A 26906-nucleotide genomic window follows, 5' to 3' on the forward strand; every position below is an offset into this window, starting at 1 on the left:
GGGGCTGCGGTCAGCGGGACTGTGCAAGGTCGGCGTCGGCGGAATGCTTGGGTGCCGCGTCCGCCGCTGAGCTGGGGTGCTTGGGCGAGTGGCGGCCGTATTCGACAAGGTCGTCATCGATGTCCATGGCGTCATCGACGTGGACGGGGTCCTGGCCGGGCACCGGTTCGACAGCTTCGCCGGCGAAGACGCGGCGGACGCGCTCGGCGTCGAGGGTGCGGTCCCACCAGGCGATGAAGAGGGTGGCCACGGCGTTGCCGGTGAAATTGACCAGGGCCCGGCATTCGGACATGAACTTGTCGATGCCGAAGATCAGCATGATGCCCGCGGCGGGGATGGTGCCGATGGTCGCCAGGGTGGCGGTCAGGGCGATGAAGCCGCCGCCTGCCACGCCTGCAGCGCCCTTGGAGGTCAGGAGCATGACCGCGAGCAGGCCCAGCTGCTGGCCGATGCTCAGGTGCGTATTCGTGGCCTGGGCGATGTAGAGGGCGGCCAGTGACAGGTAGATGGCGGCGCCGTCCAGGTTGAAGCTGTAGCCGGTGGGGACGACCAGGCCCACGGTCTCCTTCTTGACCCCGGCGTGCTCGAGCTTGCGCATGAGGCCGGGCAGGGCCGGCTCAGCGGTGGAGGTGCCCAGGATGAGCATGTACTCCTCTTTGAAGTGCCGGATCATGCTGAAGATGTTCAGCCTCAGGAACGCCATCACCGATCCGAGGACCACCACGACGAACACGATGGACGTGGCGTAGAACAGCGCGATCAGCCCGCCCATGCTGGTCAGCGAGGAGACACCGTACTTGCCCACAGCGAAGGCCATGGCGCCGAACGCGCCCAGGGGCGCGGCCTTCATGATGAAACCCAGGATCTTGAACATCACCCCGGTGAGGCGCTGCACACCGTCCAGGACCGGGGCGCCCACCTTGCCCATGGCGTTCAGGGCGATGCCGAAGACCACCGCGATGAAGATGATCTGCAGGATGTCGCCCACCACGAAGGGCTGGACGATGCTCGTGGGGATGATGTTGGTGATGAACTGCCACCATTCCTGGTGCTGCCCCGCATCGATCAGCTTCGCGGCCGAGTCGGACGTCTTGATGCTGCCCGGGTCCGCGTTGACGCCTTCACCAAGGCGGAAGACGTTGATGGCCACCAGCCCGATCGCCAGGGCGCAGATGGTGCCGATCTGGAAGTACGTCAGCGCCTTCAGGCCCGTCATGCCGACCTTCTTCAGGTCCGCGACGCTGGCAATGCCGCCCACGATGGTGAGGAACACGATGGGACCGATGAGCATCTTCATCGCGTTCACGAAGGTGGTGCCGATCGGCTCCATCGCGATGCCGGTTGCCGGGGCGAGCCAACCGACGAGGACGCCGATGACGATCGCTGTCAGTACCCAGAAGTAGAGCTGGCGGTACCAGCGGGGCTTGTTGGCAGGCGTCGCCCTGCCGGCTGTCGTGACGTGGTCCATGATTCCTACCTCATTGTGGAATGTCGCTGGAGGATGTTCTTCAGGAAGACTCGGTGCGGGGCGGGCAGCGGTACTGCTTCACTGCCCGCCCCGTGCCTGGCACCGGCAACCGCGACGGCGGCGCCGGGGGGACTGGTTGCTAGACGGCTGCCGGAGCGAGCGTGAGGGCCTTGATGATGGCCTCGGTGACGTCCTCGGTGTCGGACTCGCCTCCCACATCGCGGGTGAGGTGGCCTGCGCCGGTGGCGGCCTCGATGGCGGCCTCGACCCGGCGTGCTTCCTCGTGCAGACCGAAGTGGTCCAGCATCAGGGCCGCGCTGGCGATCGCGCCGATCGGGTTGCTGATGCCCTTCCCGGCAATGTCCGGGGCAGAGCCGTGGACCGGTTCGAACATGGACGGGAAGCGGCGCTCCGGGTTCAGGTTGGCGCTTGCAGCCAGGCCCAGGCTGCCAGCCAGGGCCGAGCCGAGGTCGGAGAGGATGTCAGCGTTGAGGTTGGAGGCCACGACGACGGAAAGCTCCTCGGGCTTGAGGATGAACTTGGCGCTCATCGCGTCCACCAGCACGCTCTCGGTCTGCACGTCCGGGTAGTCCAGGGCAACGCGGTTGAAGACCTCGTCCCACAGGACCATGCCGTACTGCTGGGCGTTGGACTTGGTCACCGAGGAGACCTTCTTCACCGTGCGGGTGCGGGCCAGGTCGAAGGCGAAGCGCATGATCCGCTCGCAGCCCTTCTCCGTGAACAGTGCCGTCTGCAGGGCGACCTCGTTGCCCGGGCCGCGGCCGGAAAGGTTGCGCCCGCCGAGGCCGGCGTACTCGCCCTCGCTGTTCTCGCGGACCACAACCCAGTCCAGCTCAGTGCTGTCGGCCTTGCGCAGCGGGGACTGCACGCCCGGAAGGAACTTCACCGGGCGGATGTTGGCCCACTGGTCGAAGTTCTGGGTGATGTTCAGGCGCAGGCCCCACAGGCTGACGTGGTCCGGGACGTTCTCCCATCCGACGGCGCCGAAGTAGATGGCGTCGAAGTCCTTCAGGGCGTCCAGGCCCTTGGGATCCATCATCTTCCCGGTCTGGGCGTAGTACTCCGAGCCCCAAGGGAACTCGGTCCAGTCGAAGGCGAACCTGCGGTTCGAGTTCTCCGCCAGGGCGTCCAGGACGCGCCGTCCTGCTGCGACGACTTCCTTGCCCACCCCGTCTGCCGGGATGGAAGCGATGCTGAACTTCTGGGTGGTGCTCATGGTGATGTGTCTCCTCGTCGAGTGGGGGTGCTTCCCTGTTAGCGGGGTCACACCGTCCTTCCTCTTCAAGTAGACGGGGCGCAGCCAGACGGGGTCCAAGACCAAGATTCAATGCGCTAAATAGGCTCTGCCTATGTCTGCTGATGGGGCGGCTCTTCTGCCCAGTTCGCATGGAGTTCGGCGACCTGCAGGAAGGCCCTTGCGGCCGGGGTGAGGTCCTGCTTGCGGCTCAGGATTGCCACGTACAGGTCGGACACCGGCTCGATGAGAAGGGTGCGGAGCCCGGACTTGTGCGCCAGCGGGGACCAGGACGACGGCATGACGGCGTGCCCGACGCCGGCCAGTACCAGCGGCAGGATGGAGGTGCGGTGTGCCACCTCGACCACGATCTCCAGGTTGACACCGCGGGCCAGGGCATCATCGACAAGCCAGCGCATCAGCGATCCGCGCTGGCTCGCGATGAAGCGGTGGCCCGCCAGATCCTCGCGCTGGATCGCGGTCCCCGGGCGGAAGGTATCGGTGTGGGGATTCACGATCAGGATCAGTGGCTGGCGCTCCAGCTCGAGCACCTGGACGCCGGGGACCCGTATGGGATTGGGTGATCCGGCCAGCCCAATCTCCGTACTGCCACTGCGCACGGATTCGATGACCTCCTCCGGGGTGAAGGCAGCTTGAACATTCAGCCGCACCGATGGGTGCGATCGGGTGAACCCCGCAATCATGGAAGTCAACGGCTCGACCCCCGGGGACGGCATCGTGATGATGTCCAGCCGGCCGCTGCGGACTCCCCGAAGAGCCTGGACGGCAGACTGGGCCGCATCAAGGTCCCGCATGACCAGCCGGGCAGGGCCAACCAGCTCCTGACCGGCCTCACTGAGGACAGCGCGCCGGCCGATCCTGTGGAACAACGGCACGCCCAGATCCTTCTCAAGACTGGCAATGGTTTGGGACAACGAAGGCTGCGCTATCAGCAGATGCTCTGCAGCCCGATTGAAGCCGTCGTGGTCCACGACGGCCAGAAAATACTTCAGCTTTCGGGTATCCACGGGGCTTTCCTTAGAGGATGGAATTGCGGGCCGGGTCAGGGACAGCAAGAACCCTGACAGTCCGCGCCTATCACCCATATTGACACCAGGCCTTGGGCGCACCCCCAAGGCCACGGTTCCGATCGGGAACGATGGAGTGCCAGTCGAAGAGCCATTCCGGCTGAAGACCTCGAGCCGGCCCGTCGACCGGTAGGTGGCCAGTGCCCTCGCGGCTTCCTGAGCGCCGCCGACCGCACACCCCTGCCAAGGAGCGAGGCGCCAGCTCGCCCTTTAGAGCTCCAGCAGGCCGAAGTCCTCTAGGTCACCCAATGGCCTTGTCCTACCTTCGAACTGTGCTGGCCTGCCGCCTTCGGGATGGGAAGCCGGCATACGGCGCCCCGTCCCGGTGTCCCCCCAACGCCGGGCGGGGTGACCGCTCCAAGCGGGGGGAGAGAGTCATCACTCTGTTCCGTTCCCGGTTCAGCGCTCGTGCTGTTTAGCGAGGTGCCTGTAGATGGTGGGCCGCGTGACACCGAACTCAGCGGCGATCTCCTCAACCGTGTAAGCGCGCTTCCCGTCCGGGCCGGTCTCCTCGTACATCTGGCGGGCCAGGCGCACCTGCCGGGGCCCAAGCTTGGGCTTCTGCCCACCCGTCCGCCCTCGCGCCCTGGCCGCGGCCAGGCCATCGCGGGTGCGCTCGGACATCAGGGCATGCTCGAACTCCGCGATCGCGCCGAGGATGTGGAAGAACATCTTCCCCACTGGGGTCGAGGTGTCGATGCCCTGATCCAGCACCACGAGATCGACGCCCTTGTCCTCGAGCTGCTTGGAGACTTCGATCAGGTTCTCCAGCGATCGGCCTAGGCGATCCAGCTTCGTCACCACCAGCTGGTCCCCCGCCCGGTTCGCCGACAGCAGCGCCTTCTCCAGCCCCGGCCGTGAAGCGAGCTTGCCCGAGGCCGAGTCCACGAAGACCTGATCGCAGCAGCCAGCAGCGGAAAGGGCGTCCCGCTGGGCATCGACATGCTGGTCCCTGGTCGAGACCCTTCCGTATCCGACACGCATGCTCGAATGTATCAATAACATGGGAAGGCAGAACATAGGAGCGTACACGGCAAGCATTACAGCAACACGCCCTGAAACTCGTTAGCAATCGGCGGCTCAGCGCGCTGTATCAGAAACGATCATATTCAAGACGAAATGGGCCGCAGGCTGAGGTGCCTCCGTAGTAGTTGGTGGGGGTGAGCGACCGGATAGGTGCCGAAGCTAACGCATCCACGAACCTGCTCCGCCTAGATCCTTTGGAATAGCCGCGCAATCCAAATGCTCGTGTTCGTCTCGAGGTGCAGAAGCACGAAGCCTGGGAGGTCGGCCCCAAGGCCTTTGCCCCAAGAACACGCGAGGCGAGAATGTCCCTGCATGGCGCCGCCTGAACCGCCAGGGCCCATCAATCGACTTCCGCTCAGTGGAAGGTGACTCGCCGCACTCCCCGGTGATCAGGACCACACTTGATCCAGACGCACAGGCCCGGCCCCCAGCCGGGCCGAAGGCCACCAGATCAAGGAGTGCTGATGTCACTGGAGACTCAGGGAACGCGCTGTCCCTTCGGATTCGGCGCCGAGGCCGGGACGGACACGGGCTCTCCCGCCGCCGCCTCAACCAATGCCGCCACCGCCCCCGCGGCAACCCACAACGCCACCCACCACGGCTACGAGCCGTTCCAGATGAAGAACCCCTTCCCGGCCTACGCGGCCCTCCGCACCGAGGAGCCGGTGATGTACGACGAGCGGATCGACATGTTCGTCGTCACCCGCTACGACGACATCAAGGCCGTCTTCGAGGACTGGGAGACCTTCTCCTCCGAGAACGCCCAGGCGCCGGTGCGCAAGCGCGGCCCGCAGGCCACCCAAATCATGAACGAAGGCGGCTTCACCGCCTACTCAGGCCTCTCTGCCCGCATCCCCCCGGAGCACACCCGCATCCGCGGCATCGTCCAGAAGGCCTTCACCCCCCGCCGGTTCAAGGTCCTCGAGCCGTTCATCCGCCAGAACGTCGCCGACCGCCTCGACGCCATGATCGCCCGCGGCCAGGACGCCGGCACCCACCACGGCGAGATCGTCAAGGACCTCGCCTACGAGGTCCCCACCATCACGATCCTCACCCTCCTCGGCGAGGACCTGGCCAAGCTCGACGACTACAAGCGCTGGTCCGACTCCCGCGCCGCGATGACCTGGGGCGACCTCTCCGACGAGGAGCAGATCCCCCACGCGCACAATTTGGTCGAGTACTGGCAGGCGTGCCTCGCCCTCGTCGCCAAGGCCCACGCCGAGGGCGGCGACAACCTCATCGCAGACCTCGTCACCGCCCAGAAGGACGGCGCCGAGATCTCCGACCACGAGATCGCCTCGGTGGCCTACAGCCTCCTCTTCGCCGGCCACGAGACGACCACCACGCTCATCTCCAACGCCCTCCGCCTCCTCGCCGCGGACCCCGCCGTCTGGGCCCAGCTCGTCGAGGACCCCAAGAAGATCCCCGGCGCGATCGACGAGGTCCTGCGCTACTCCGGCTCGATCGTCGCCTGGCGCCGCAAGGCAACGAAGGACGCCGAGATCGGCGGCGTGAAGATCCCCGAGGGCTCCGGCGTCCTGCTCGTCATGGGCTCCGCCAACCGCGACGAGTCCAAGTTCGAGGACCCCGAGACCTTCGACATCACCCGGCCCAACGCCCGCGAGCACCTCTCCTTCGGCTTCGGCATCCACTACTGCCTCGGCAACATGCTCGCCAAGCTCCAGGCCAAGATCGCCCTCGAGGAAGCCACGGCCAAGCTCCCGCACCTCCACGTCGATGACCCGGAGAGCATCGACTTCCGCGAGAACCTCTCGTTCCGCGTCCCCGTGTCCGTTCCCGTCTCGTGGGAGGCCTGAGACCCATGACCCAGCAGTTCACAGACACCCAGTACATCCAGTTCTTCGACGGCGGCACCGAGCCGACCCTCGCGAACCTCGGCGGCAAGGGCGCCTCCCTCGTCACGATGACCTCGGCCGGCATGCCGGTCCCGCCCGGCTTCGTCGTCACCACCGCCCAGTTCGACGCGTTCATGCACGAGGCCGGCATCACCGACCACATCCACGCGCTCCTGGCCGGGCTCAACCCGGACGACGTCGCCGAGGTCGACGCCGTCTCCGCCGCCATCCGCGCGGACATCGAGTCCCGCGCGGTCCCCGCCGAGGCCCGGGCCCAGACCGTCGCCGCCTACGACGCCCTCATGTCCCGCTTCGACGCTCCCGTCCCGGTCGCGGTCCGCTCGAGCGCGACGGCGGAAGACCTCCCCGACGCCTCGTTCGCTGGCCAGCAGGACACCTACCTCTGGCTCGAGGGCTTCGGCGCCGTCAGCGAGCACATCCGCAAGTGCTGGGCCTCCCTCTACACCTCCCGCGCCATCATCTACCGCCTCAAGAACAACATCCCCAACGAGGGCCTCTCCATGGCGGTCGTGGTGCAGAAGATGGTCAACGCCAAGGCCTCGGGCGTCGCCATGACCCTCGACCCCACCAACGGCGACCGCTCCAAGATCACCATCGACGCCTCCTACGGCGTCGGCGAGATGGTCGTCTCCGGCCAGGTCACCCCGGACAACATCGTCCTGGACAAGGTCACGCTCACCCTCATCAACGAGCACCTCGGCGACAAGCACGCCGAGCTCATCCCGGACCTGGCCGCCCGCCGCCTCGTGGAGCGCGAGGTCGACGCCGAGCGCCGCGCCCGCCGCTGCCTCACCGACGCCCAGCTCACCGCGGTCGCGACCCTCGCCAAGCGCGCGGAGAAGCACTACAAGACCCCGCAGGACATCGAGTGGGCCCTCGACGCCGACCTCCCCGACGGCGAGAACCTCCTCCTCCTGCAGGCCCGCCCCGAGACAGTCCACTCGTCCAAGGCCCACACCCAGCCGACCCCCATGGTGAGCGCACCAACCCAAGCCGGCCAAGCGCCGTCGTCCGGCGGCTTCAGCTGGGGCTCCATCAAGCTCACCGCCTAACCCACCCCGTTCCACCCGAACAGAGCAGAGGACACACCAATGTCGATGAAGTCCTTCCCGAAGCCGTCCGAGCTGCCGGTCCCCGCCGGAGCCGAGGGCTGGGAGAAGCTGTACCCCTACTACCTCGTGTTCCAGGACAAGCTCAAGGAGCAGGAGGACGCCAAGTTCTGGTTCTGCGACTCCCAGCACTGGCCCACGGTGTTCAAGCCGTTCGAGACGATCGGCGGCGAGTTCGCGGTCAAGTGCCTGGGCCAGTACAACGCCCGCCACCTCATGATCCCCAACGCCAACGGGATCGAGTTCCGCATCCACCTCGGCTACCTCTACATGAGCCCCATCCCGGTGCCGGAGGACCAGATCGCCGCGCGCGTGCCGGACTTCGAGGAGCGCGTGGGCTACTACTTCCAGAACTGGCCGCGCCTGCTCGAGCAGTGGCACACCAAGGTCAAGGGCACCATCGACGAGATGGAGAAGATCACCTTCGCCAAGCCTCCGGCCATCGTCCCGATCGAGGACATCCACTCCGGCAAGGCCATGGACGGCTCCGAGGTCCTCATGGACAACTACGACCGCCTCATCCAGCTTGCCTACCAGAACTGGCAGTACCACTTCGAGTTCCTGAACCTCGGGTACATCGCCTACCTGGACTTCTTCAACTTCTGCAAGCAGGTCTTCCCGAACATCCCGGACCAGTCGATCGCGACGATGGTCCAGGGCGTCGACATGGAGCTGTTCCGCCCCGACGACGAGCTCAAGGGCCTCGCCGCCCTCGCCGTCGAGCTCGGGATCCAGTCCGCCTTCGAGAACGCGGACGACGCCGACGCCACCCTGGGCGCGATCCGCGCCTCCGAGGGGGGCCAGCACTGGATCCAGCGGTGGGAGGAGGCCCACGACCCGTGGTTCAACTTCACCGTGGGCAACGGCTTCTACGGCCACGACAAGTACTGGAACGAGCACCCCGAGATCCCGCTCAACTACATCAAGGACTACATCGCCCGCCTGGACGCCGGGCAGGAGATCCTCCGCCCGGTCGAGGCGCTCGTCGCCGAGAAGGAGCGGATCGTCGAGGAGTACCGCGAACTGCTCGACGGCGACAACCTCGCCGCCTTCGACGCCAAGCGCGGCCTGGCCGCCCAGTGCTACCCGTACGTGGAGAACCACAACTTCTACATCGAGCACTGGACCATGGGCGTGTTCTGGCGCAAGATCCGCGAGCTCTCGCGCCTCTTCCACGCCGAGGGCTTCTGGACCCAGCCGGACGACCTGCTCTACCTGGGCCGCAACGAGGTCCGCGACGCGATCTTCGACCTAGTGACCTGGTGGGGCGTGGGCGCCGCGCAGCCGATCGGCCCGAGCTACTGGCCCGAGGAGATCGAGCGCCGCCGCGCCATCGTCGACGCCCTCAAGACCGCCCGCCCGGCCCCCGCGCTCAACACCCCGCCGGCCTCCATCACCGAGCCCTTCACCCGCATGCTCTGGGGCATCACCACCGAGCAGGTGCAGCAGTGGCTGGGCGAAGGCGAAGCGGTCGACGGCGGCGGCCTCCGCGGCATGGCGGCCTCGCCCGGCGTCGTGGAAGGGCCGGCGCGCGTCATCATGGACGCCGACCACCTCTCCGAGGTCCAGCAGGGCGACATCCTGGTCGCTCCCGTCACCGCGCCGTCCTGGGGCCCGATCTTCGGCAAGATCGCCGCGACCGTCACGGACATCGGCGGCATGATGAGCCACGCGGCGATCGTGTGCCGCGAGTACGGACTCCCCGCCGTCACCGGCACGGGCTCGGCCTCGACCACGATCGTCACCGGGCAGCGGCTCCGCGTCGACGGGACGAAGGGCATCGTGGAGATCCTGGACGCGCCCGAGGTGTCCGGCCCCGGTGCCCACAGCCACTCGCACGACGAGCACGGCCACGGCGAGGCCGCGCAGGAGCCGGCGCATGTCTGAGCAGCACCCGGCTCCCTCCTCCGGCGGCACCCAGTCCCCTCGGCTCGCGCTCATCACGGGCGCGGCCGGGGGCCTGGGCCGGGCCTTCGCCCTCGGCTTCGCGTCCCGCGGCTACCGCGTCGCGGTGGCGGACGTGAACGCGGCCGGTGCCGAGGAGACGGCGCAGCTCGTCCGCGAGGCCGGCGCCCAGGCTCTCGGGCTGAAGGTCGACGTCACCGACGTCGCGTCCACCGAGGCGATGGCCGCGGAAGCCGCCGAGTTCGGCGGAGGCCGCATCGACGTCGTCGTGAATAACGCTGCCATCTACGCGACGGTGACCCGCAGCCCGTTCGAGGAGATCGACCCGGCCGAGTGGGACCTCGTGATGGGCGTGAACCTCAAGGGCCCGTGGCTCGTGACCCGCGCGGCCAGCCCGTACCTGGGCGAGGGCGGGCGCGTCATCAACCTCTCGAGCGCCACGATCTACTCGGGCTCCGAGCAGTGGGCGCACTACGTCACCTCGAAGGGCGGGGTCGTGGCCCTGACCCGGGTCCTGGCCAAGGAGCTCGGCAAGCGCGGGGTGACGGTCAACGCGATCGCCCCCGGGTTCACCCTCACCGAGGCCAGCTACGGGCTCATGGAGAACGCGGCCACGTACGGCGTGGACCGCGGCGCCATCAAGCGGGCCAGCCAGCCCGAGGACATCGTGGGCGCCGCGCTCTTCCTCGCGAGCCCCGACTCCTCCTACATGACCGGCCAGACCCTCGTGGTCGACGGCGGCCGGCAGTTCATCTGACCGCGCAGGACATGACCTCAGGGACATGACCCCTCAACCTCGTCAACACCACCTGACATCAACTTTCAGGAGAGCATCCCAATGACCACCACCGTCCACTACACCGACGCGGAGGGCACCGTCCGGGACATCGAGGGACGCCCCGGCGACTCCGTCATGGAGACCGCCGTGCGCAACGGCGTGCCGGGGATCGTCGCCGAGTGCGGCGGCTCGCTCTCCTGCGCCACCTGCCACGTGTTCGTCCGCGAGGACTGCCTCTCCGAGCTCCCGCCCATGGAGCCCATGGAGGACGAGATGCTCTACGGCACCGCCGTGGACCGCGAGGAGAACTCGCGCCTGTCCTGCCAGCTCAAGCTCACCGAGGGGATGGACCTGTACGTGACCACCCCGGAAACGCAGGTGTGAGATGGCTGCCGACACGCCCGGCCAGGAGCCCACGGGCCTGCTGATCATCGGCGCGAGCCAGTCCGGCGTCCAGCTGGCCATCTCGCTCCGCGCCCTCGGCTTCGAGGAGCCCATCACGCTCCTCGGCGAGGAGAACCACCGCCCCTACCAGCGCCCGGCCCTCTCGAAGGAGTGGCTCCAGGGCGAGGTGGGCAACGAGTCGCTCATCTTCCGCTCGGCCGAGTACTGGGACGAGCACAACGTCACGCTGGTCAAGGACCAGCGGATCGTCCGGATTGAGAAGAACCCTGACGGATCCGGCGTCGCGGTCGCGGAGTCCGGGGCGGAGTTCCCGTTCAAGCGCCTCGCCCTGACCGTGGGCGCCCGGGCGCGGAAGATCGCCGTCGACGGCGCCGACCTCACCGGCGTCGTGTACCTCCGCAACGCCGACGACGCCCTGGCGCTGAAGGCCATGGTTGGCGACGCGACCGACGTCGTGGTGGTGGGCGGCGGGTTCATCGGCCTCGAGGCCGCCTCGAGCCTGAAGAAGATGGGCAAGAACGTGGTGCTGCTCGAGCACGGGCCGCGGCTCGTGGGCCGCGCCGTCGGCGAGGAGACCGCCCAGTTCTTCCTCGACGCGCACCGCTCCCGCGGGCTGGACATCCGCCTCGACGCGCGCATCTCCCGCTTCGTGCCGGGTGCGACGGGCGACGGCGGGAAGGCCGTCGCCGGCGTCGAGCTCGAAGGTGCCGGGGGTGCTGGCGAGGTGATCCCGGCGCAGATCGTGCTGGTGGGGATCGGCGTCATCCCGAACACGGAGCTGGCCGAGCAGATGGGCCTGGCCGTGGACAACGGGATCGTCGTGGACGAGCACGCGCTCGCCTCCGACGGCACGACCGTGGCCGTGGGCGACTGCGCGAACATGCCCAACCCGGTCCCGGGCTCCCCCGCCGGCGAGCGCATCCGGCTCGAGAGCGTCAACAACGCGATCGAGCACGCGAAGGTCGCGGCGTACTCGCTCATGGGCCGCCGCGAGGACTACGCGGGCATCCCGTGGTTCTGGTCGAACCAGGCGGACCTCAAGCTGCAGATCGCCGGACTCTCGATGGGCTACGACCAGACCGTGGTCCGGCGCGACGACGAGCGCGGCAAGTTCTCCGTCCTGTACTACCGCGCCGGCCGGATCATCGCCGCCGACTGCGTCAACGCCCCGCTGGACTTCATGGCCGTCAAGAACGCCCTCGCCAAGGGCCAGAACATCCCGGCCGACGCCGTCGCTGCCGCCGGCGCCGCGCCGGACATGACCGTCCAGCTTAAAACCCTGGCCGCGTAGGCCGTCTGGCCGGCCACGCTCGCATGATCGGCTCGCAGCCGCACGATCGGTGCGGACCAGCACCGATCGTGCGGGCGGGCACCGATCGTACGGGCCGGCCCCCGTCGCGCACCCGGCAGAGTCCCTGCTGACGCGGCACGGCGACCCGCCCCACCGGCCCCCTCGTCCCTTTCCTTGCACCGGAGGATCCCATGACTGACCACCCCAGCCTCGCCGCACCGCAGGCGAGCGCGACCGCGAGCGCCGAGCCGCCGCCGTCGTCCGCCGCCGAGCAGCACGCCGGCCAGCCCGCCGTGGACACGGCCCGTGCGGACGCGTTCGCCGCAGCCCACCCCGTCCGGCCGATCCCCGCCGAGGGGCCCGTGGACACCCGGTCCATCTGCGACACGCCCAGCACCGCGGGCCCGGGCGGCCGCCTCGACGCGCTCTGGAAGGCCGTGGTGCCGTACACCAGGACGCGCGGGAACGACATCCACCTGCCCATCTCGGTCGCCTACGCCGAGCGGCTGTGCGACGCCTACCCGAGCGCGGACCGCGAGCTCGTGCTCGTCGCGACCCTCCTGCACGACACCGGCTGGGCCCGCGTCGACGAGTCCCGGATCCTCTCCGAGGGCTTCACCGGCGACTGGCGCAAGGCCCAGATCCGCTACGAGCATGAGCACCAGGGCTGCCTCGTGGCCCAGGAGGTGCTCCCGGGTCTCGGGTACGCGGACGAGTTCGTGGAGCGGGTGACGGCGATCATCGACGGCCACGACACGCGGCACGTCGCCTACTCGCTCGAGGACGCGCTCGTGCGCGACGCCGACCGTGCCTGGCGCTTCGACCGGGCGGGGATCGCGCTGGCCTCCTCGTGGTTCGGCATGGACCCGGCCACGTACACGGACCGGCTCGCCGCCGAGATCGTGCCCGAGCTCATCACCGCCGCCGCCGTCGAGATGGCCAGGGCGGACCTCGCGCGTTCGAACGCGCTGCTCAAGACGGGAGTTCTCCGATGACCACCGTGCCCACAGCCCAGGATGCGCACACCCAGGATGCCCGCGCCCGGCGCGCGACGCTCAACCTCCCCTACACGCGCGTCGACGACATGTTCATCGACGGCGCGTACGTCCCCGCCCGCGGTACCGGACGGAACCCCGTGACGGACCCCGCGACGGGCGAGGTGTGGGGCGAGGTGCCGGACGGCTCGGCGGAGGACGTCGACGCCGCGGTGGCCGCCGCGCGCCGGGCGTTCGACGCCGGCCCCTGGCCCCGCCTCTCCCCCTCCGAGCGCGCCGCCTACCTGACGCGGATCGCGGACGAGATCGAGGCCCGTGCCGAGACCCTTGCCCTGACGAACACGCGCGAGAACGGCTCGCCCATCACGGAGACGCGGGGGGCGGCGGCGAACGCGGCGGGGATCTTCCGCTACTTTGCGACCCTCGCCGAGTACCTCGAGCGCGAGGACGTGCGCCCATTCCCGTTCGCTCCGGGCCAGGAGTCCGTGGTGCGGCGCGAACCGGTGGGGGTGTGCGCGCTGATCGCGCCGTGGAACTTCCCGATCAACCTCGTGGTCATCAAGCTCGCCCCCGCGCTGCTGGCAGGGTGCACCGTGGTGATCAAGCCGGCCTCGCCCACGCCGCTGTCGATCCGGTTCATCGTCGACGCCGTCGCGGCCGCGGGCGTGCCGGCCGGCGTCGTGAACCTCGTGACCGGCTCGGGCCGGATGGGCGACCTGCTCGTGAAGCACCCGGGTGTGGACAAGGTCGCGTTCACGGGCTCGACGCCGGTGGGGCGGCGCATCGCGGCGGCGTGCGGGGAGCTGCTGCGGCCGGTCACCCTGGAACTGGGCGGCAAGTCCAGCGCGATCGTGCTCCCGGACGCGGATCTGGACGCGATGGCCAAGGTGCTGATCCGCTCCTCGATGCGCAACACGGGACAGACCTGCTACATCTCCACGCGCATCCTTGCCCCGGCCTCGCGGTACGAGGAGGTGGTGGAGATGGCCCGGTCCGTCATCGCCGCGGCGCCGCAGGGCGACCCGCTCGACCCGTCCACGGTCTTCGGGCCCAGCGCCACCAAGGCCCAGTTCGGGACGGTCATGGGCTACGTCGAGTCAGGGCTCGCGGAAGGCGCGCGGGCGACGGCGGGCGGCAGGGCGGCGTCGTTCGCTCCGGAGACCGGCCTCGAGGGTGGGTTCTTCGTGGAGCCGACCGTGTTCGCGGACGTCACCCCGTCCATGCGGGTGGCGCGGGAGGAGATCTTCGGACCGGTCCTGACGATCCTGAAGTACGACGACTCGGCCCCCGGTGGCGGGGTCGACGAGGCCGTGGCGCTGGCCAACAACACCGAGTTCGGCCTCGGCGGCCTCGTGTTCTCGTCCGACCCGGAGGCGGCCCTGGCCGTCGCTGACAGAGTGGACACGGGGTCTATCGGCATCAACTTCTTCGCCTCGAACCACTCCGCGCCGTTCGGCGGCCGGCACGATTCCGGGCTCGGGACGGAGTACGGAATCGAGGGCCTCGGGGCCTACCTGACCTACAAGTCGATCCACCGGAAGGCGGGGTAGCGGGCAGGCCCGCACGGCGTACGCTGGGAATCACGCTGGTCCCGCGAGGGCCATCTGAGGGAGGCAGGGGTGATCATGGACGAGACCGCGAGTGGTGCCGACCGCCGAAGCGAACCGGACGTGGGGGTGGCCGCGCCTCCGCAGGAGGCTAGCGCCCCCTCGAACGGGTCTGCGACCGCGCCGACGCCTCCGGAGAACGGCGCCGTGGTCGACGGGCGCTCGGCCATGGCGCGGGCCCGGGAGGACGAGCTCCTCGACCTCCTGCTCGACGGCCCGGACCTCTCGACCTTCCTGACGCGGATTTCCCAGCTCGCAGCGAAGGTCCTCTCGGGCATCGGCGAGGTCTCCTGCAGCGTCACGGTGGACCGCGACGGCCGTCGGAGCACTATGGCGAGCAGCGATGCGATGGCCGAGGCCATGGACGAGGTCCAGTACGCGAGCGGCGAGGGCCCCTGCCAGGAGTCCGTGAGCACCGAGCGCACCGTCTACGTCCCCGACCTCCGCACCACGAAGCGCTACCCCCGCTACCGCCAGGCCGTCGACGGCGCTCCCCTCCGCTCGGTGTTCGCGACCCCGATCCCGCTGCCCACCTCGGCCAAGGCCACCGCCGCGCTCAACAGCTACAGCACCGAGCCCGAGGGCTTCTCGGCCGATCTCCGCGCCGAGGCCGAGGAACTCGCGGCCCTCGCGTCCCGTTCGGTCCAGCTGGCCATCCGCTTCGCCCAGGAGAGCGAGAGGTCCGCGGACCTCGCCGCGGCCCTCGAGTCCCGCACCACGATCAACCTCGCGGCTGGGGTCATCATGGCCCAGTCGAACTGCACCCCGGCGCAGGCCATCGAGGTCCTCAAGAGCGCCTCGATGCACCGCAACATGAAACTGCGCGAAGTCGCCTCTACGGTGCTTGCCCGCTTCGGCGACGCGAATCCCGAGACGCACTTCAGCTGAGGCACGGCGCCCACGCGGCGGCGGCGCACGGAGGCCGCGGTCAGTGGCGCTCGAGGATTGCCTTCATCTGGTCGATCTCCTTCTGCTGCGAGGAGACGATCTCGTCGCAGAGGTCCTTGATCTCCGGGTCGGTGATGCTGGCTTCCTGACACATCAGGATCGCCCGTGAGTGGTGGGGGATCATCGACTCCAGGAACTGGCGGTCGCCGATGAAGGTCTCGAACCTGCCGAAGGCGAACACGACGGCGAAGAGCACGGCAAGGACGGCCATCAGGATGATGTTGAGCCGCTTGTCCTTGAACATGCCCCACATGACGGCGAGCATCAGGATCCCCATCGGGGCCACCATCATCAGGGCCATGTAGGCGTTGGCCAGATTCAGGTAGAAGTGGTCCCACGTGCGGATCATCGAGTAGGTCAGCAGCAACATGATCACGAAGCTCACTGCGAGGGTCAGTGCCAACTTCCAGTAGTTGGACTTCATGGTGGCTCCTTCGTTCAAGGCAGCCCCGGGGTGCCCGCACGGCTCCCGCCGTGCCGGCACCCTCGTGGACCAGTTCTGGGAGGCGCTCAGCCCAGAGCGGCCAGGAGGTCGGCGCAGGCCTGCTCGCAGCGGCGGCAGGCTTCGGCGCAGACACGGCAGTGCTCGTGCATCTCAGCGTGCTGCCCGCATTCGTCGCCGCAGGATGCGCAGACCGTGCGGCAGGCTTCCAGCAGCGCCCGGGTGATGTTCGCGTCGTAGCCGGTATGGCGGGAAAGCGCCCTGCCGGTGGTGACGCAGATGTCTGCGCAGTCCAGATTGGTGCGGATGCACTTGGTGAGGTCGGCGACCATGTCCTCGCTGAGGCATGCGTCGGCGCACGCAGTGCAGGTCTGGGCGCACTCGAAGCACGCCTCGATGCACTCGGCCAGCTTCTCGCGGTCGATCCCGCCGAGGTCCTTGGGGTAGGTCTCCAGCATGCTCTGGATGTGATGGGTCATGGCTCTCGTCTCCTTGGAAGTAGGTCAGTCGAATCGGCAGATGGCCGGAGCGGTCGGGCGGCCGCGGCAGCGGTGCCACGTGTCTTGGCCCCTCTGGCCAGGGTCCTACGTCCGACTGATCGACAGTCCCTCCAGGGACGGCGGTCGCGGTGGGCTGGAGTCGGGTGGGGCAGGGCGCGCCAGAGCGTCCCTGTCCCAAAGCGCGTGCGCGGCTGGAGCGTCGGCGTGCACGGGGGTTGAGGTAGCAGCGTCCGGCTGTAGCGAGACCCTTCCCGACTGGAGGGCCGAGACGCAGCACGGGTGCGGCTTGGCCGGGAGCGGGTCATCCTCGACCCGCTCCGGGGCCGCGCGCCGTTCTGGCAGGGTCGGCGGCTCAGCTGGCAGGTTCGAGGCCTCGGCGCGCGCGGACAGCTGGCTGCCGTGCGCGGTCCCGGCGGGGCCCGGTGCGTGCCCTCCGGGAAGACTGCAGCCGACGAGGAAGGCTGCGGAGAGCAGCAGGAGCGCGGCGGCCACAGCCGCACCCTGCAGGGCAGCGAGCCGAGAAAGCGGCCCCCGTGCCCATCCCGCACGCCTCATCGCCGCTCCTCTCCGTCCAGCTTCTCTCCCACCGGTCCCCCACTACCCCGGCGCCCAAACTCATCAGTCTGGGCCCGCCCTCCTCGCGTGGTCCCCCGGAGGAGGGGAGCCGCGTGCACTGCCCCGGACCTTGACCGGCAAGGACCGCAGAATGACACTGGCCCTGCCTGATTGGCCCGTGGGAAGGACGGAAGCATGGATTCTGGCGGTGGATTCCTAGTGGTGGTCGGGGTCGACGGGTCCGAGCATTCGGCGGCCGCGCTTCAGTGGGCCGTGGACGAGGCGCGGCTCCGGCGCGGACGCGTCCGCGTGGTCACGGCGTGGCACTACGTCCCGGTGCCCTCAACCGTCGAGGATGCCGGGATCAACGACGCCCTCAATGCTGCCCAACGAGTCCAGGCCAAAGCCTTGGAGGCCGTCTCCGCCGATGGGGTGGAGATTGAGCGGTCGCTCGTGAGGAACCTGCCCGCCGCCGGGCTGCTGGATGCCTCCAAGGACGCGGACCTTCTCGTCGTCGGGTCCCGCGGCCACGGCGGGTTCACCGGGCTCCTGCTCGGATCGGTCTCGACCCAGATCGCGCACCACGCCTCGTGCCCCGTCCTGATCATCCGCCCGAAGGCGGCCGTCTGAGCGTTCCGGTCGGTCGGCCGAGGCCGCGCAGGCAACGGAGGGAGCAGGAAAGGGTCCACCTCCGCACAGTTCCCTCACACCGACGCCCCAACCAGCGCAGCCTGCGACGGCATCGGATTGCCGCTCCGCCACACGGGTAAGGCACAGACGCCCGTTCGCCCACGCGACGGGAATCTGCCGGAGACAGCGCCCTGCGGGAGGAACGAACACTGCTGCTGGAATGAAGACTGCCGCTGGCACGAACGGGGAGGCACGCCGTGGACGAACCGCACGACGGCGCGGACAGCTATGTGATCCGCGGCGGCAGGGTCACCGCCCAGACCATCCACTACTCGGTGGTCGAAAGACCCGGAAGGAGGAAGCCGTGGCTGCTGGCGGCGGCACCAAGGCTGTGCTCGCGGCACTGGCCGCGAATCTCGGCATCGCTGTGCTGAAGTTCATTGCGTTCCTGCTCACCCGGTCGTCGTCGATGCTGGCCGAGTCCATTCACTCGGTGGCCGACTCTGGGAACCAGATCCTGCTGCTGATCGGGAGGAAGGCCTCGAAGCGGGAGCCCGACGAGCAGCATCCCTTCGGCCACGGGCGCAGCCGGTACATCTACGCCTTCGTCGTCTCGATCGTGCTGTTCAGCCTGGGCGGCCTGTTCGCCCTCTACGAGGCGTACCACAAATGGCAGGACCCGCACCCGATCGAAGGCAGCTGGTGGTGGGTCCCCCTCGTCGTCCTCGTCGGCGCCATCGCCATGGAGGGGCGGTCGTTCTTCGTCGCGTTCTCGGAGTCAAAGCCGCTGCGCGCGGGCCAGTCCTGGCGCCGGTTCATCACGACGGCGAAGGCGCCCGAGCTGCCAGTGATCCTCATGGAAGACTCGGCCGCCGTCGTCGGACTCCTGTTCGCCCTCCTCGGGGTCGGGCTGACCCTGCTGACGGGCAACGGGCTGTGGGACGCCGCCGGCACTGCGTTCATCGGCATCCTCCTGATCCTCGTCGCCGCCGTGCTCGCGGTGGAGATGACCTCGCTGCTCCTCGGCGAATCCGCCGGCAAGCCCCAGCTCCGCGCGATCCGCGAGGCGCTGGAGGGCCAGGGGCAGAACCGGCTCATCCACCTCAAGACCATGCATCTGGGGCCCGAGGAAATCCTCGTGACGGCAAAGATCGCCGTGCTCGAGTGCGTCACCGCCAAGGACCTCGTGGACCGGCTCAAGGACGCCGAGCACCGGATCCGGCGTGCTGTGCCGGCCGCCAGCCTCATCTACATCGAACCCGAACTCGAGACAGCCGCCGAGGCGGACCGGCCAGCGTGAACACGGAGGAAAGCATGCCGAATCCCGTCAGCCGCAGGACCGTCGAGGTCGACGGCGACGAGCTGTCCTACCTCACCGCGGGGGAACCGGGCCTGCCCCCGCTCCTCCTCCTGCACGGGACGTTCTGGAGCCGGGTCTGGGCATCAGTCCTGCCGGAGCTGGGACGGGCCGCGCGCTGCATCGCCCTGGACCTGCCCGGGTTCGGCGCGAGCACGGGTGAGCTCACGCCCGAGCAGGCCACCGTGCCCGCCCTGGCGCAGACCGTGGGCCGGGCCGCCGACGCCCTCGGCCTGGACAGCTTCGACGTGGCCGGCCACGACATCGGCGGCGGCATCGCCCAGCATCTGGCTGCCACAACCGGGCGCGTGCGGAAGATGGTGCTGATGAACGCGGTGATGTTCGACTCCTGGCCGGTGCCCGCCGTCGAACGCTTCCGCGACCGTGCCGTCCGCGACTCCACCGGCACCACGGACCTGCTGAAGGCCCGCGAGACCTCGACCCGCGGCAGCACCAACCGCATGCTGAGCGAGGAGGAGCTCGCGGACTACCTCAGCCCGTGGCACGAGCCGGCACGCGTGCGGTCCTGGATGGCGATGGCGGCGGCCGCCGACTCCCGGTACACCCTTGCACTGGTCCCGGCGCTGAAGGAGGCCGCCATCCCCACGCGGCTGGTGTGGGGACGCGACGACGACTTCCAGAAGGTCGAGTTCGCCCGCCGGTACGTCGAGGAGATCCCGAATGCGGACCTCGTGGTGGTCGAGGGCAAGCACATCCCCACCGAGGACTCGCCCCGCGAGGTGGCGCGGGCCATCGTGGAGCACCTCGGCGCGGCCTCCTAGTCGGCCGCGTCCGCCGCGGACGCCTGCCGCACGAGCTCGGCCATGCGCTCCCGCGTGTCCGACCCCGGCGCGGGGAGGTACGCGACGATGTGCAGGGTCGGGGCGTCGGACGGGACGAGCTGGTGCTGCTCGAAGTCCAGGCGCCCGGCCACCGGGTGCAGGAAGGTCCGGGCGCGTGAGGCGAAGCGGCGCACCTCGTGGTCGTCCCAGGCGCGGGCGAAGTCCTCCGAGTCCTGCCGCAGCCGGGAGACCAGCTCCACGTGCGCGGCGCGGTCCGCGTGCGAGCCGGCCTCCGCGCGGTAGTCGGCCAGGAAGCTGCGCACCGTGACCTCCCAGTCGGGCAGCATGCCGCGCACGTAGGGATCCGTGAAGGTGAGCCGCAGGAGGTTCCGGTCCGGAGCCGGGACCGAGGCGATGCCCGGGAACAGCGCCTCGTACCCGTGGTTCCAGGCCCCGATGTCCCACGTGGACGTGACGGCGAAGGCCGGCGCCGGGTCGAGGGCCTCGAGGAGATGCTGGACATGCTCGGGAACCGGCTCGGGAGCGGCCGGCGCCTCCCGCGGGGCCGGGGCGAAGCCGCTCAGGCCCAGGATGTAGTCGTGCTCCGGCGCGGTGAGGCGCAGGTTGACCGCGACGGCGTCGAGCACCTGGCGCGAAGGGTTGATGTCCCGGCCCTGTTCGAGCCAGGTGTACCAGGTGACCGAGACGCCGGAGAGGAACGCGATCTCCTCGCGGCGCAGCCCCACCAGGCGGCCACGCCCGACGGGCGGGAGTCCGTACTCGGCCCGGACGGCGCGCTCGCGCTTCTTGCGCAGGAAGGCGCCCAGTTCCTTGCGCCGGGCATCGGCGGGCGCTGCAGGCTCCACCCCGACCTCCTCGAACGCTAGTAGTTTCACTACTAGTATCACTGCAGTCTGGCGGGGGCCCGCGCGCGCGTGATGGTGTGGTCCCATGCCAGCTCTTCGCTCCCGTACTGTCACCCATGGCCGCAACATGGCCGGCGCCCGCGCACTGATGCGCGCCTCCGGCGTCGCCAACGCGGACATCGGCAAGCCGATCATCGCTGTCGCCAACTCGTTCACCGAGTTCGTCCCCGGGCACACCCACCTTGCCCCGGTGGGCCGCATCGTCTCCGACGCCATCCTCGCCGCCGGCGCCGTCCCGCGCGAGTTCAACACCATCGCGGTCGACGACGGCATCGCCATGGGCCACGGCGGCATGCTGTACTCCCTCCCGTCGCGCGACCTCATCGCGGACTCGGTCGAGTACATGGTCAACGCGCACTGCGCCGACGCCCTGGTGTGCATCTCCAACTGCGACAAGATCACCCCGGGCATGCTCATGGCCGCGCTGCGCCTGAACATCCCCACGGTCTTCGTCTCGGGCGGCCCGATGGAGGCCGGCCGCGTGACGCTCACGGACGGCTCGGTCCGCTCCCTCGACCTGGTCAACGCGATCGCCGACGCCGTCGACGAGTCGATCTCCGATGCCGACATCGACCTCATCGAGCAGAACGCCTGCCCCACCTGCGGCTCCTGCTCGGGCATGTTCACCGCCAACTCGATGAACTGCCTCACCGAGGCCATCGGCCTCTCCCTGCCCGGCAATGGCTCGGTCCTCGCGACCCACACCGCGCGCAAGGCTCTCTACGAGCGGGCGGGCGCCACCGTCGTCGACCTCGCCAAGCGCTACTACGAGGACGACGACGACTCCGTCCTCCCGCGCTCGATCGCCACGGCGCAGGCGTTCGACAATGCCATGGCCCTGGACATCGCGATGGGCGGCTCGACCAACACGATCCTGCACCTGCTCGCGGCGGCGCAGGAGGCAGGCGTCGAGTACGGCCTCGCGGAGATCGACGCGAAGTCTCGCAAGGTCCCGTGCCTCGCCAAGGTGGCGCCGAACGTGGCCAAGGACAAGACGTACTACATGGAGGACGTGCACCGCGCCGGCGGCATCCCCGCGCTGCTCGGCGAGCTCAACCGCGGCGGCCTCCTCCACACCGACGTGCACTCGGTCCACTCCCCCGACCTCGCCTCATGGCTGGACGCGTGGGACATCCGCGGCGGCAAGGCCACCGAGGAGGCCCAGCAGCTCTGGCACGCCGCGCCAGGCGGGCAGCGCTCCTCGACCGCGTTCTCGCAGTCGAACGAGTGGACCTCCCTCGACACCGACGCCGAGGGCGGCTGCATCCGCAGTGTCGAGCACGCGTACTCGAAGGACGGCGGCCTGGCGGTGCTGCGAGGCAACGTCGCCGTGGACGGCGCGGTCGTGAAGACCGCGGGCGTGGACGAGTCGATCTGGACGTTCGAGGGCCCGGCGGTCGTGTGCGAGTCGCAGGACGAGGCTGTCGAGAAGATCCTGAACAAGACGGTCAAGGAGGGCGACGTCGTCGTCATCCGCTACGAGGGGCCCAAGGGCGGGCCGGGCATGCAGGAGATGCTGTACCCGACCTCGTTCCTCAAGGGCCGCGGCCTGGGCAAGAAGTGCGCGCTCATCACGGACGGGCGCTTCTCGGGCGGCACGTCGGGCCTCTCGATCGGGCACATCTCGCCCGAGGCGGCCTCCGGCGGCACGATTGCGCTCGTCGAGGACGGCGACCTCATCCGCATCGACATCCCGAACCGTTCCATGGAGCTCGTGGTGGACCAGGCCGAACTGGACGCGCGCCGCGAGCGCCTCGAAGCCACCACCGGCTACCACCCGGCCAACCGCGCGCGCCCGGTCTCCGCGGCGCTGCGCGCCTACGCCGCCATGGCGACCTCCGCCGACAAGGGCGCGGTGCGCGACGTCGACTCCCTCACCCGGCTCACGTCGCCGCAGGCCCCGCAGCCGGTCGCCTGAGGCCAGGCTGGACCGACTGGACCCACGCCTCTGGCGCAATTGTCGAGTTGAGGCGGGTGCGATGCCCTGCAACCCGCCTCAACCCGACAATTGCGGCCGCGGGCTAACCCTGACCCTCATGGAATGAGTGCAGACCTGAAGACCGCGCCGCGCATGGCCGCCCTGGGCGGCGTCCTCTCCCTCCTGGGAGCGACGCTGTTCTGGGCGGGCAACTACGTGGTGGGCGCGGCCGCCGTCGGATCGGTCGACCCGGTCAGCCTCGTGCTGCTGCGGTGGCTGCTCGCCTGTGTGCCGCTGGTGGTCATCGCGCAGCTCGTGGAGAGGCCGCGGTGGCGCGAGGTGCTGCGCGGCTGGCCGTGGCTCCTCGCGCTCGGCGCGACCGGCATGCTGGGGTACACGCTCCTGCTCTACGGGTCGCTCGAGTTCACCGACGCGTTCAGCGCCTCGCTCATCAACGCGTTCAACCCCGCGCTCATCGCCCTCGCGGCCGCCGTCTTCCTCAGGCAGCGGCTCACCCCGACGAGCATCCTCGGCGTGCTCCTCGCGCTCGTCGGGGTCCTCGTGGTGCTCTCCAAGGGCGACCCGGCCCGGCTGCTGACCGGCGGCTTCGGGCGGGGCGGGTTCGGGCAGGGCGAGCTGCTCATGCTCGCGGCCATCGTCGTGTGGACGGCCTACACGATCCTCGGCCGCGTTGCCCCACCGGTCCCGCCCATCGCGTCGACGGCCGCGCAGGCGGTGGCCGCCGTCGTCCTCCTCGCGCCGGTGAGCCTCGCGCTCGGCGGGCCGACCCTGCCTGCGACGCCCGACGCCGTGTGGTCCGTCGCGTATATCGCCGTCTGCCCGTCGGTGCTCTCCTACCTCCTGTGGAACCGGGCGCTGAGGGTCATACCGCCGGCCCGTGCCGGGGTGTTCCTGAACCTCATCACCGTGTTCACGGCGATCCTGACGGTGCTCCTCGGGCAGGCGATCACGCTGCCCCAGGTCATCGGCGGGTGCATCGTGCTGGGCGGCGTCGTGATCGCCAACGCGAAGGCGTTCGCCCGGGCCCGGGCCTGATCAGGCGCGGGCGTCCTCGAGTTCGGGCGACAGCTCGGCGTCCTTCGCGGACTCGGGGGACTCCGTGACCTCCGCCTTCTCGGCCGAGCGCTCGGCGGGTGCCGGGCCCCGGAGCAGCGGGTTCACGGAGGTGACCGTCGAGAGGTCGGGCATGATCGGGCGTCCGGAGCCGAGCCCAGATTTGGCATTCGGACGTGCGGCCGAAGCGCCCTTCGGCGCGGGAGCCCCGGCCGTGCTGGAATCCCCAGCTCCAGACTCCGCGGAAGCCGGCTCCCCAGCTCCCGACTCCCCGGCAGCCGCTGACTCCACCTTCCGGACAGAACCGGTCGCCGCGGCGGGGCGCGACGTCGCAGAGGCGGCCGCCTTGCGGGGCTTCCGCTTCGGGGCGGCCTTGGGCGCCTCCTCGGTCCCCCCTGCCGGAGTCGCTGCCGAGGACACCTGCGAGGTCTGCGGCTTGCGTGCCGGACGCGCGGGCTTCGGTGCGGACGCCGCGTCACCCTCGGGCCCGTCGCCGGCCAGCGCCGCCTCGAGGGCGTCGACGTCGAGCCCGGCCATCGCGGCGTCGACCTCGGCGCCGAGCTCGGCCAGGCCAGCCGCCTCCTCGGCCGCGCGGACGGACGTCTCGGCTGCGGATCGGGCGTACTGCACGAGGAGCACCGTGAGGTGGGTGATGGCCAGGAGGACGACGGGTGGCATCGCGGCGACGAGTGCCGAGACGACGACGGGAACGTTGCCGTTCTCGGCCCGGACGGCGAGGACCGCGTGGATCGAGTTCGCGGCGGTCGAGACGATCGCGCCGAAGAACAGCAGGATCCACGGGTAGAGCTGTTCCCTCCCCTGGCGGCCCGCGAGGGCCACGATGGCCACGGTTGCGGCGACGATCATGCCGTCCACGATGAGCGGCCACATCCAGGCGATCGTGGGGTTGATGCCGGCACGCACGGCCAGGTCGGTCAGGGCGGAGAAGCTGAGGACGAAGGCCCCCGCGCCGATGACGATGGTCGCGGCGATACCGGTCCCGACGATGCGGCGGGAGATGGGTTTGGGCGTCTTCACAGATGGGGTGTTCACAGGGTTCGGGGGGTTCACCCTAGTTTTCTACCACGGAGCGAAGAACCCCCGGTGACCAGTCCTTCACCCTCTGCGGCGGCGGTAGTAGTCCCGCCAGATGAGCCGGTGGACCGGGATGATCCGCGGCAGCGAGCGCACCCCGGGGATGAACGGGACGAGCATGAGGGCAATCGTCAGGAGGGCCATGATGAGCGTGATCACGAGGTCCGCGTTCGCGAGCCCCGTGAAGGGCGGGATCTGGTACCAGAACGAGAAGAGCCACAGCCACGACTGGCCCGGGTAGTTGCCGGTCTCGTTCATCATGCCCCACTGGTCGCCGGTGAGGTGCTGGTCCTCGGCGAGCCCCTGGAAGTACTGCCCGTCGCCGAGGAACAGCACCTCTCGTGTGCGGTCGAGCCCGGGCGACGCGCCGCCGTCGAGCGCTGCGTCCAGCGAACCGCTCCGCGCCATCGCGAGCAGCGCGCCGTCGAGCGCGGGGACGGGCCCGTAGTCGCCGGAAGGCACCTGGGAGGGGTCGCCGTCGGGCGCCTTGGAGAGCGCGTCGGCGTATGCGGCCGTCCAGTCGCTGCGCTGCTGGTCCGTCGCGCCGGTCCACGCGGCCACCTCCGCGGGAGGCTGCGGGAGCGTCTCGAGCGGGCCGAGGACCAGGTCCTGGGCGGTGTCGACCGGCAGCCGGACGCCGGAGAGGCTCTGCAGGTCGATCGGGCCGAGGGTCTGGCTCGCGCCCTGCGTCCCGTTGTACGGCGGCCCGTATCCGGCGGTCTCGCTCGTCCCGCCGAGCTCGGCCGTCGCGGTGGCCACGAAGTCCGACGGCGCGGCGGTCGCCCACTGCTTGAGCGTCACCGGCGCCTCGTCGGGGGATCCGAAGACCGCTGCGAGCCCGACCGTGAGGACCCCGACGACCACGAGCGCGTAGACGAGCTCCTTGACCAGATCGTACTCGCGCACGGCTCCGCGCCAGGGCTGGCGGTCGAGATCGGCGCCCCGGCTCACGACGGCTCACCCGCCCCGGCTCCGGGCCGCAGCTGAGCGTCGTGCTCCGACGCCTCGAGCGGCGGGACGACCCCGTGGACGCGCACGAGGAGCACGTGGAGCACGACGACGGCGCCAACCGCGAGCGGCAGGAGAACGATGTGCCACATGAGGACCTGGCCGAGGTTGGCGGCGTTGAACCACGCGCCGACCCCGACGGCGTTGAGCGCGTCCTTGGCCTCGAACGCGATCCACTGGGAGTCGAAGTTGGTCTGGAGGAGATAGCCGGTGAACGCGGTGACGATCGAGACGACGAACGCGATGACCCCGGTGATCCATGTCAGGGCCCGGCCGCCGCGCCACGACGCCATCCAGAACTTCCCCCACAGGTGGATGACCATGAGCATGAAGAACAGCTCCACACTCCACAGGTGGGTGCTGTTGATGAAGTGCCCGAGCGCCGAGACGTGGTACCAGGCGGGACCGTTGAGGGCCAGGACGACTCCGGACGCGATGACATACAGAAGCGCCGCGATGGCGCCCATACCGAACACGTAGATCCATGAGGCGACGTAGCTCGGCTGTGTCTCGGGCAGCAGCCTGTCCGGGGGGAGCGTGCGGACGCCCCGCTCGCGGAGCCTTCCGGTCCAGTTCGCGATATGCCCTCCGGGGGCAGCCTCCCGGCGAGCGGGGTGGGCGCTGGTCATCGCCGGCCCCGTCCTCCCGGGAAGGGCAGGAGGAGCGCGGCGATGAACAGCACGATCATCGCGACGATGACGATCAGGTTCCCCAGCTGGACCGTGAAGGAACCCCATCCGAGATAGATGCCGTCGGCCTCGAAGCGGGCCGCGGACGCGAAGGCCGTCAGTGGTGTGTCCACGCCTTCACGGTGCGCCGCGCCGGCGCAGCGAGATAGGGACTTAGTGCCCAGCGGGCCCAAGTCCC

The 26906-nt window shown here is 69.5% G+C and carries 25 protein-coding genes; 14 read left to right on the forward strand and 11 right to left on the reverse strand.

Going from position 1 to position 26906, the window contains the following annotated elements; all coding sequences use genetic code 11:
- Positions 1-10: 10 nt before the first annotated feature.
- The 4 genes from dctA to CGQ25_RS16120 form a co-directional block, all read right to left on the reverse strand.
- A complete protein-coding gene (gene dctA / locus CGQ25_RS16105; RefSeq protein WP_208710848.1) occupies positions 11-1468 on the reverse strand; it encodes a C4-dicarboxylate transporter DctA in 1458 nt (485 codons plus the stop codon).
- A gap of 139 nt (positions 1469-1607) precedes the next feature.
- Positions 1608-2705: a tartrate dehydrogenase gene (locus CGQ25_RS16110; protein ID WP_208710849.1), complete on the reverse strand. Its 1098-nt coding sequence runs from the start codon at positions 2703-2705 to the stop codon at positions 1608-1610.
- 131 nt (positions 2706-2836) lie between these two features.
- Complete coding sequence (locus CGQ25_RS16115) at positions 2837-3751, reverse strand: LysR family transcriptional regulator (RefSeq protein ID WP_208710850.1); 915 nt, start codon at positions 3749-3751, stop codon at positions 2837-2839.
- 459 nt (positions 3752-4210) lie between these two features.
- The gene (locus CGQ25_RS16120) at positions 4211-4795 is read right to left on the reverse strand and encodes a recombinase family protein (protein WP_208710851.1); all 585 of its coding nucleotides are present in this window, start codon (positions 4793-4795) and stop codon (positions 4211-4213) included.
- 506 nt (positions 4796-5301) lie between these two features.
- Between CGQ25_RS16120 and CGQ25_RS16125 the strand changes: the two genes are divergently transcribed.
- The 9 genes from CGQ25_RS16125 to CGQ25_RS16165 all read left to right on the forward strand — a co-directional run bounded on the left by CGQ25_RS16125 (position 5302) and on the right by CGQ25_RS16165 (position 15692).
- Positions 5302-6654, forward strand: a complete 1353-nt coding sequence (locus tag CGQ25_RS16125) for a cytochrome P450 (RefSeq protein ID WP_208710852.1) — start codon at positions 5302-5304, stop codon at positions 6652-6654.
- A gap of 5 nt (positions 6655-6659) precedes the next feature.
- Positions 6660-7766: a PEP/pyruvate-binding domain-containing protein gene (locus CGQ25_RS16130; protein WP_208710853.1), complete on the forward strand. Its 1107-nt coding sequence runs from the start codon at positions 6660-6662 to the stop codon at positions 7764-7766.
- Between the two features lie 39 nt (positions 7767-7805).
- On the forward strand, positions 7806-9710 hold the full coding sequence (locus CGQ25_RS16135) for a PEP-utilizing enzyme (protein ID WP_208710854.1): 1905 nt from the start codon (positions 7806-7808) through the stop codon (positions 9708-9710).
- Complete coding sequence (locus tag CGQ25_RS16140; protein WP_208710855.1) at positions 9703-10485, forward strand: SDR family NAD(P)-dependent oxidoreductase; 783 nt, start codon at positions 9703-9705, stop codon at positions 10483-10485. Before CGQ25_RS16135 ends, CGQ25_RS16140 begins: the two co-directional genes overlap by 8 nt.
- An 81-nt stretch (positions 10486-10566) precedes the next feature.
- On the forward strand, positions 10567-10890 hold the full coding sequence (locus tag CGQ25_RS16145; RefSeq protein ID WP_189694476.1) for a 2Fe-2S iron-sulfur cluster-binding protein: 324 nt from the start codon (positions 10567-10569) through the stop codon (positions 10888-10890).
- 1 nt (position 10891) lies between these two features.
- A complete protein-coding gene (locus tag CGQ25_RS16150; protein ID WP_208710856.1) occupies positions 10892-12202 on the forward strand; it encodes an NAD(P)/FAD-dependent oxidoreductase in 1311 nt (436 codons plus the stop codon).
- A gap of 191 nt (positions 12203-12393) precedes the next feature.
- Positions 12394-13197, forward strand: coding sequence for an HD domain-containing protein (locus CGQ25_RS16155; protein ID WP_208710857.1), 804 nt, complete (start codon positions 12394-12396; stop codon positions 13195-13197).
- Entirely contained in the window at positions 13194-14747 is a 1554-nt protein-coding gene (locus CGQ25_RS16160) for an aldehyde dehydrogenase family protein (RefSeq protein WP_208710858.1), read from the forward strand. Before CGQ25_RS16155 ends, CGQ25_RS16160 begins: the two co-directional genes overlap by 4 nt.
- Before the next feature lie 75 nt (positions 14748-14822).
- Complete coding sequence (locus tag CGQ25_RS16165) at positions 14823-15692, forward strand: GAF and ANTAR domain-containing protein (protein ID WP_208710859.1); 870 nt, start codon at positions 14823-14825, stop codon at positions 15690-15692.
- A 40-nt stretch (positions 15693-15732) separates the two neighbouring features.
- Here CGQ25_RS16165 and CGQ25_RS16170 read toward each other — a convergent pair whose 3' ends face one another.
- Both CGQ25_RS16170 and CGQ25_RS16175 read right to left on the reverse strand, forming a co-directional pair.
- Entirely contained in the window at positions 15733-16176 is a 444-nt protein-coding gene (locus CGQ25_RS16170; RefSeq protein ID WP_208710860.1) for a DUF305 domain-containing protein, read from the reverse strand.
- Positions 16177-16262: 86 nt separating this feature from the next.
- Positions 16263-16673 (reverse strand): four-helix bundle copper-binding protein, encoded by a 411-nt coding sequence (locus CGQ25_RS16175; RefSeq protein WP_208710861.1) that lies wholly within the window; start codon positions 16671-16673, stop codon positions 16263-16265.
- A 771-nt stretch (positions 16674-17444) separates the two neighbouring features.
- Between CGQ25_RS16175 and CGQ25_RS16180 the strand changes: the two genes are divergently transcribed.
- The 3 genes from CGQ25_RS16180 to CGQ25_RS16190 all read left to right on the forward strand — a co-directional run bounded on the left by CGQ25_RS16180 (position 17445) and on the right by CGQ25_RS16190 (position 20018).
- Positions 17445-17879, forward strand: a complete 435-nt coding sequence (locus tag CGQ25_RS16180) for a universal stress protein (RefSeq protein WP_208710862.1) — start codon at positions 17445-17447, stop codon at positions 17877-17879.
- Between the two features lie 364 nt (positions 17880-18243).
- Positions 18244-19179, forward strand: a complete 936-nt coding sequence (locus CGQ25_RS16185) for a cation diffusion facilitator family transporter (protein WP_208710863.1) — start codon at positions 18244-18246, stop codon at positions 19177-19179.
- A gap of 14 nt (positions 19180-19193) precedes the next feature.
- Entirely contained in the window at positions 19194-20018 is an 825-nt protein-coding gene (locus CGQ25_RS16190) for an alpha/beta fold hydrolase (RefSeq protein WP_208710864.1), read from the forward strand.
- Here CGQ25_RS16190 and CGQ25_RS16195 read toward each other — a convergent pair.
- The gene (locus tag CGQ25_RS16195; RefSeq protein ID WP_255405381.1) at positions 20015-20884 is read right to left on the reverse strand and encodes a helix-turn-helix transcriptional regulator; all 870 of its coding nucleotides are present in this window, start codon (positions 20882-20884) and stop codon (positions 20015-20017) included. The two genes, CGQ25_RS16190 and CGQ25_RS16195, sit on opposite strands and share 4 nt — an antisense overlap.
- Positions 20885-20969: 85 nt before the next feature.
- Here CGQ25_RS16195 and ilvD point away from each other — a divergent pair, with 85 nt between their 5' ends.
- Positions 20970-22862 carry a dihydroxy-acid dehydratase gene (gene ilvD / locus CGQ25_RS16200; RefSeq protein WP_208710866.1) on the forward strand — a complete coding sequence of 631 codons (1893 nt, stop codon included), beginning with the start codon at positions 20970-20972 and terminating at the stop codon, positions 22860-22862.
- 123 nt (positions 22863-22985) lie between these two features.
- The gene (locus tag CGQ25_RS16205) at positions 22986-23918 is read left to right on the forward strand and encodes a DMT family transporter (RefSeq protein WP_255405382.1); all 933 of its coding nucleotides are present in this window, start codon (positions 22986-22988) and stop codon (positions 23916-23918) included.
- Here the strand turns inward: CGQ25_RS16205 and CGQ25_RS18645 are convergent, their stop codons facing one another.
- The 4 genes from CGQ25_RS18645 to CGQ25_RS16225 all read right to left on the reverse strand — a co-directional run bounded on the left by CGQ25_RS18645 (position 23919) and on the right by CGQ25_RS16225 (position 26841).
- Positions 23919-24974 (reverse strand): DUF2637 domain-containing protein, encoded by a 1056-nt coding sequence (locus CGQ25_RS18645; RefSeq protein WP_304442223.1) that lies wholly within the window; start codon positions 24972-24974, stop codon positions 23919-23921. It lies immediately after the preceding gene.
- 78 nt (positions 24975-25052) lie between these two features.
- Positions 25053-25982, reverse strand: coding sequence for a hypothetical protein (locus CGQ25_RS16215; RefSeq protein ID WP_208710867.1), 930 nt, complete (start codon positions 25980-25982; stop codon positions 25053-25055).
- Entirely contained in the window at positions 25979-26668 is a 690-nt protein-coding gene (locus CGQ25_RS16220; protein ID WP_208710868.1) for a cytochrome b N-terminal domain-containing protein, read from the reverse strand. Before CGQ25_RS16220 ends, CGQ25_RS16215 begins: the two co-directional genes overlap by 4 nt.
- Positions 26665-26841 carry a hypothetical protein gene (locus tag CGQ25_RS16225; protein WP_208710869.1) on the reverse strand — a complete coding sequence of 59 codons (177 nt, stop codon included), beginning with the start codon at positions 26839-26841 and terminating at the stop codon, positions 26665-26667. Before CGQ25_RS16225 ends, CGQ25_RS16220 begins: the two co-directional genes overlap by 4 nt.
- Positions 26842-26906: the final 65 nt, after the last annotated feature.

The sequence above is a fragment of the Sinomonas sp. R1AF57 genome (genome assembly GCF_002224485.1).
Lineage (GTDB): Bacteria > Actinomycetota > Actinomycetes > Actinomycetales > Micrococcaceae > Sinomonas > Sinomonas flava.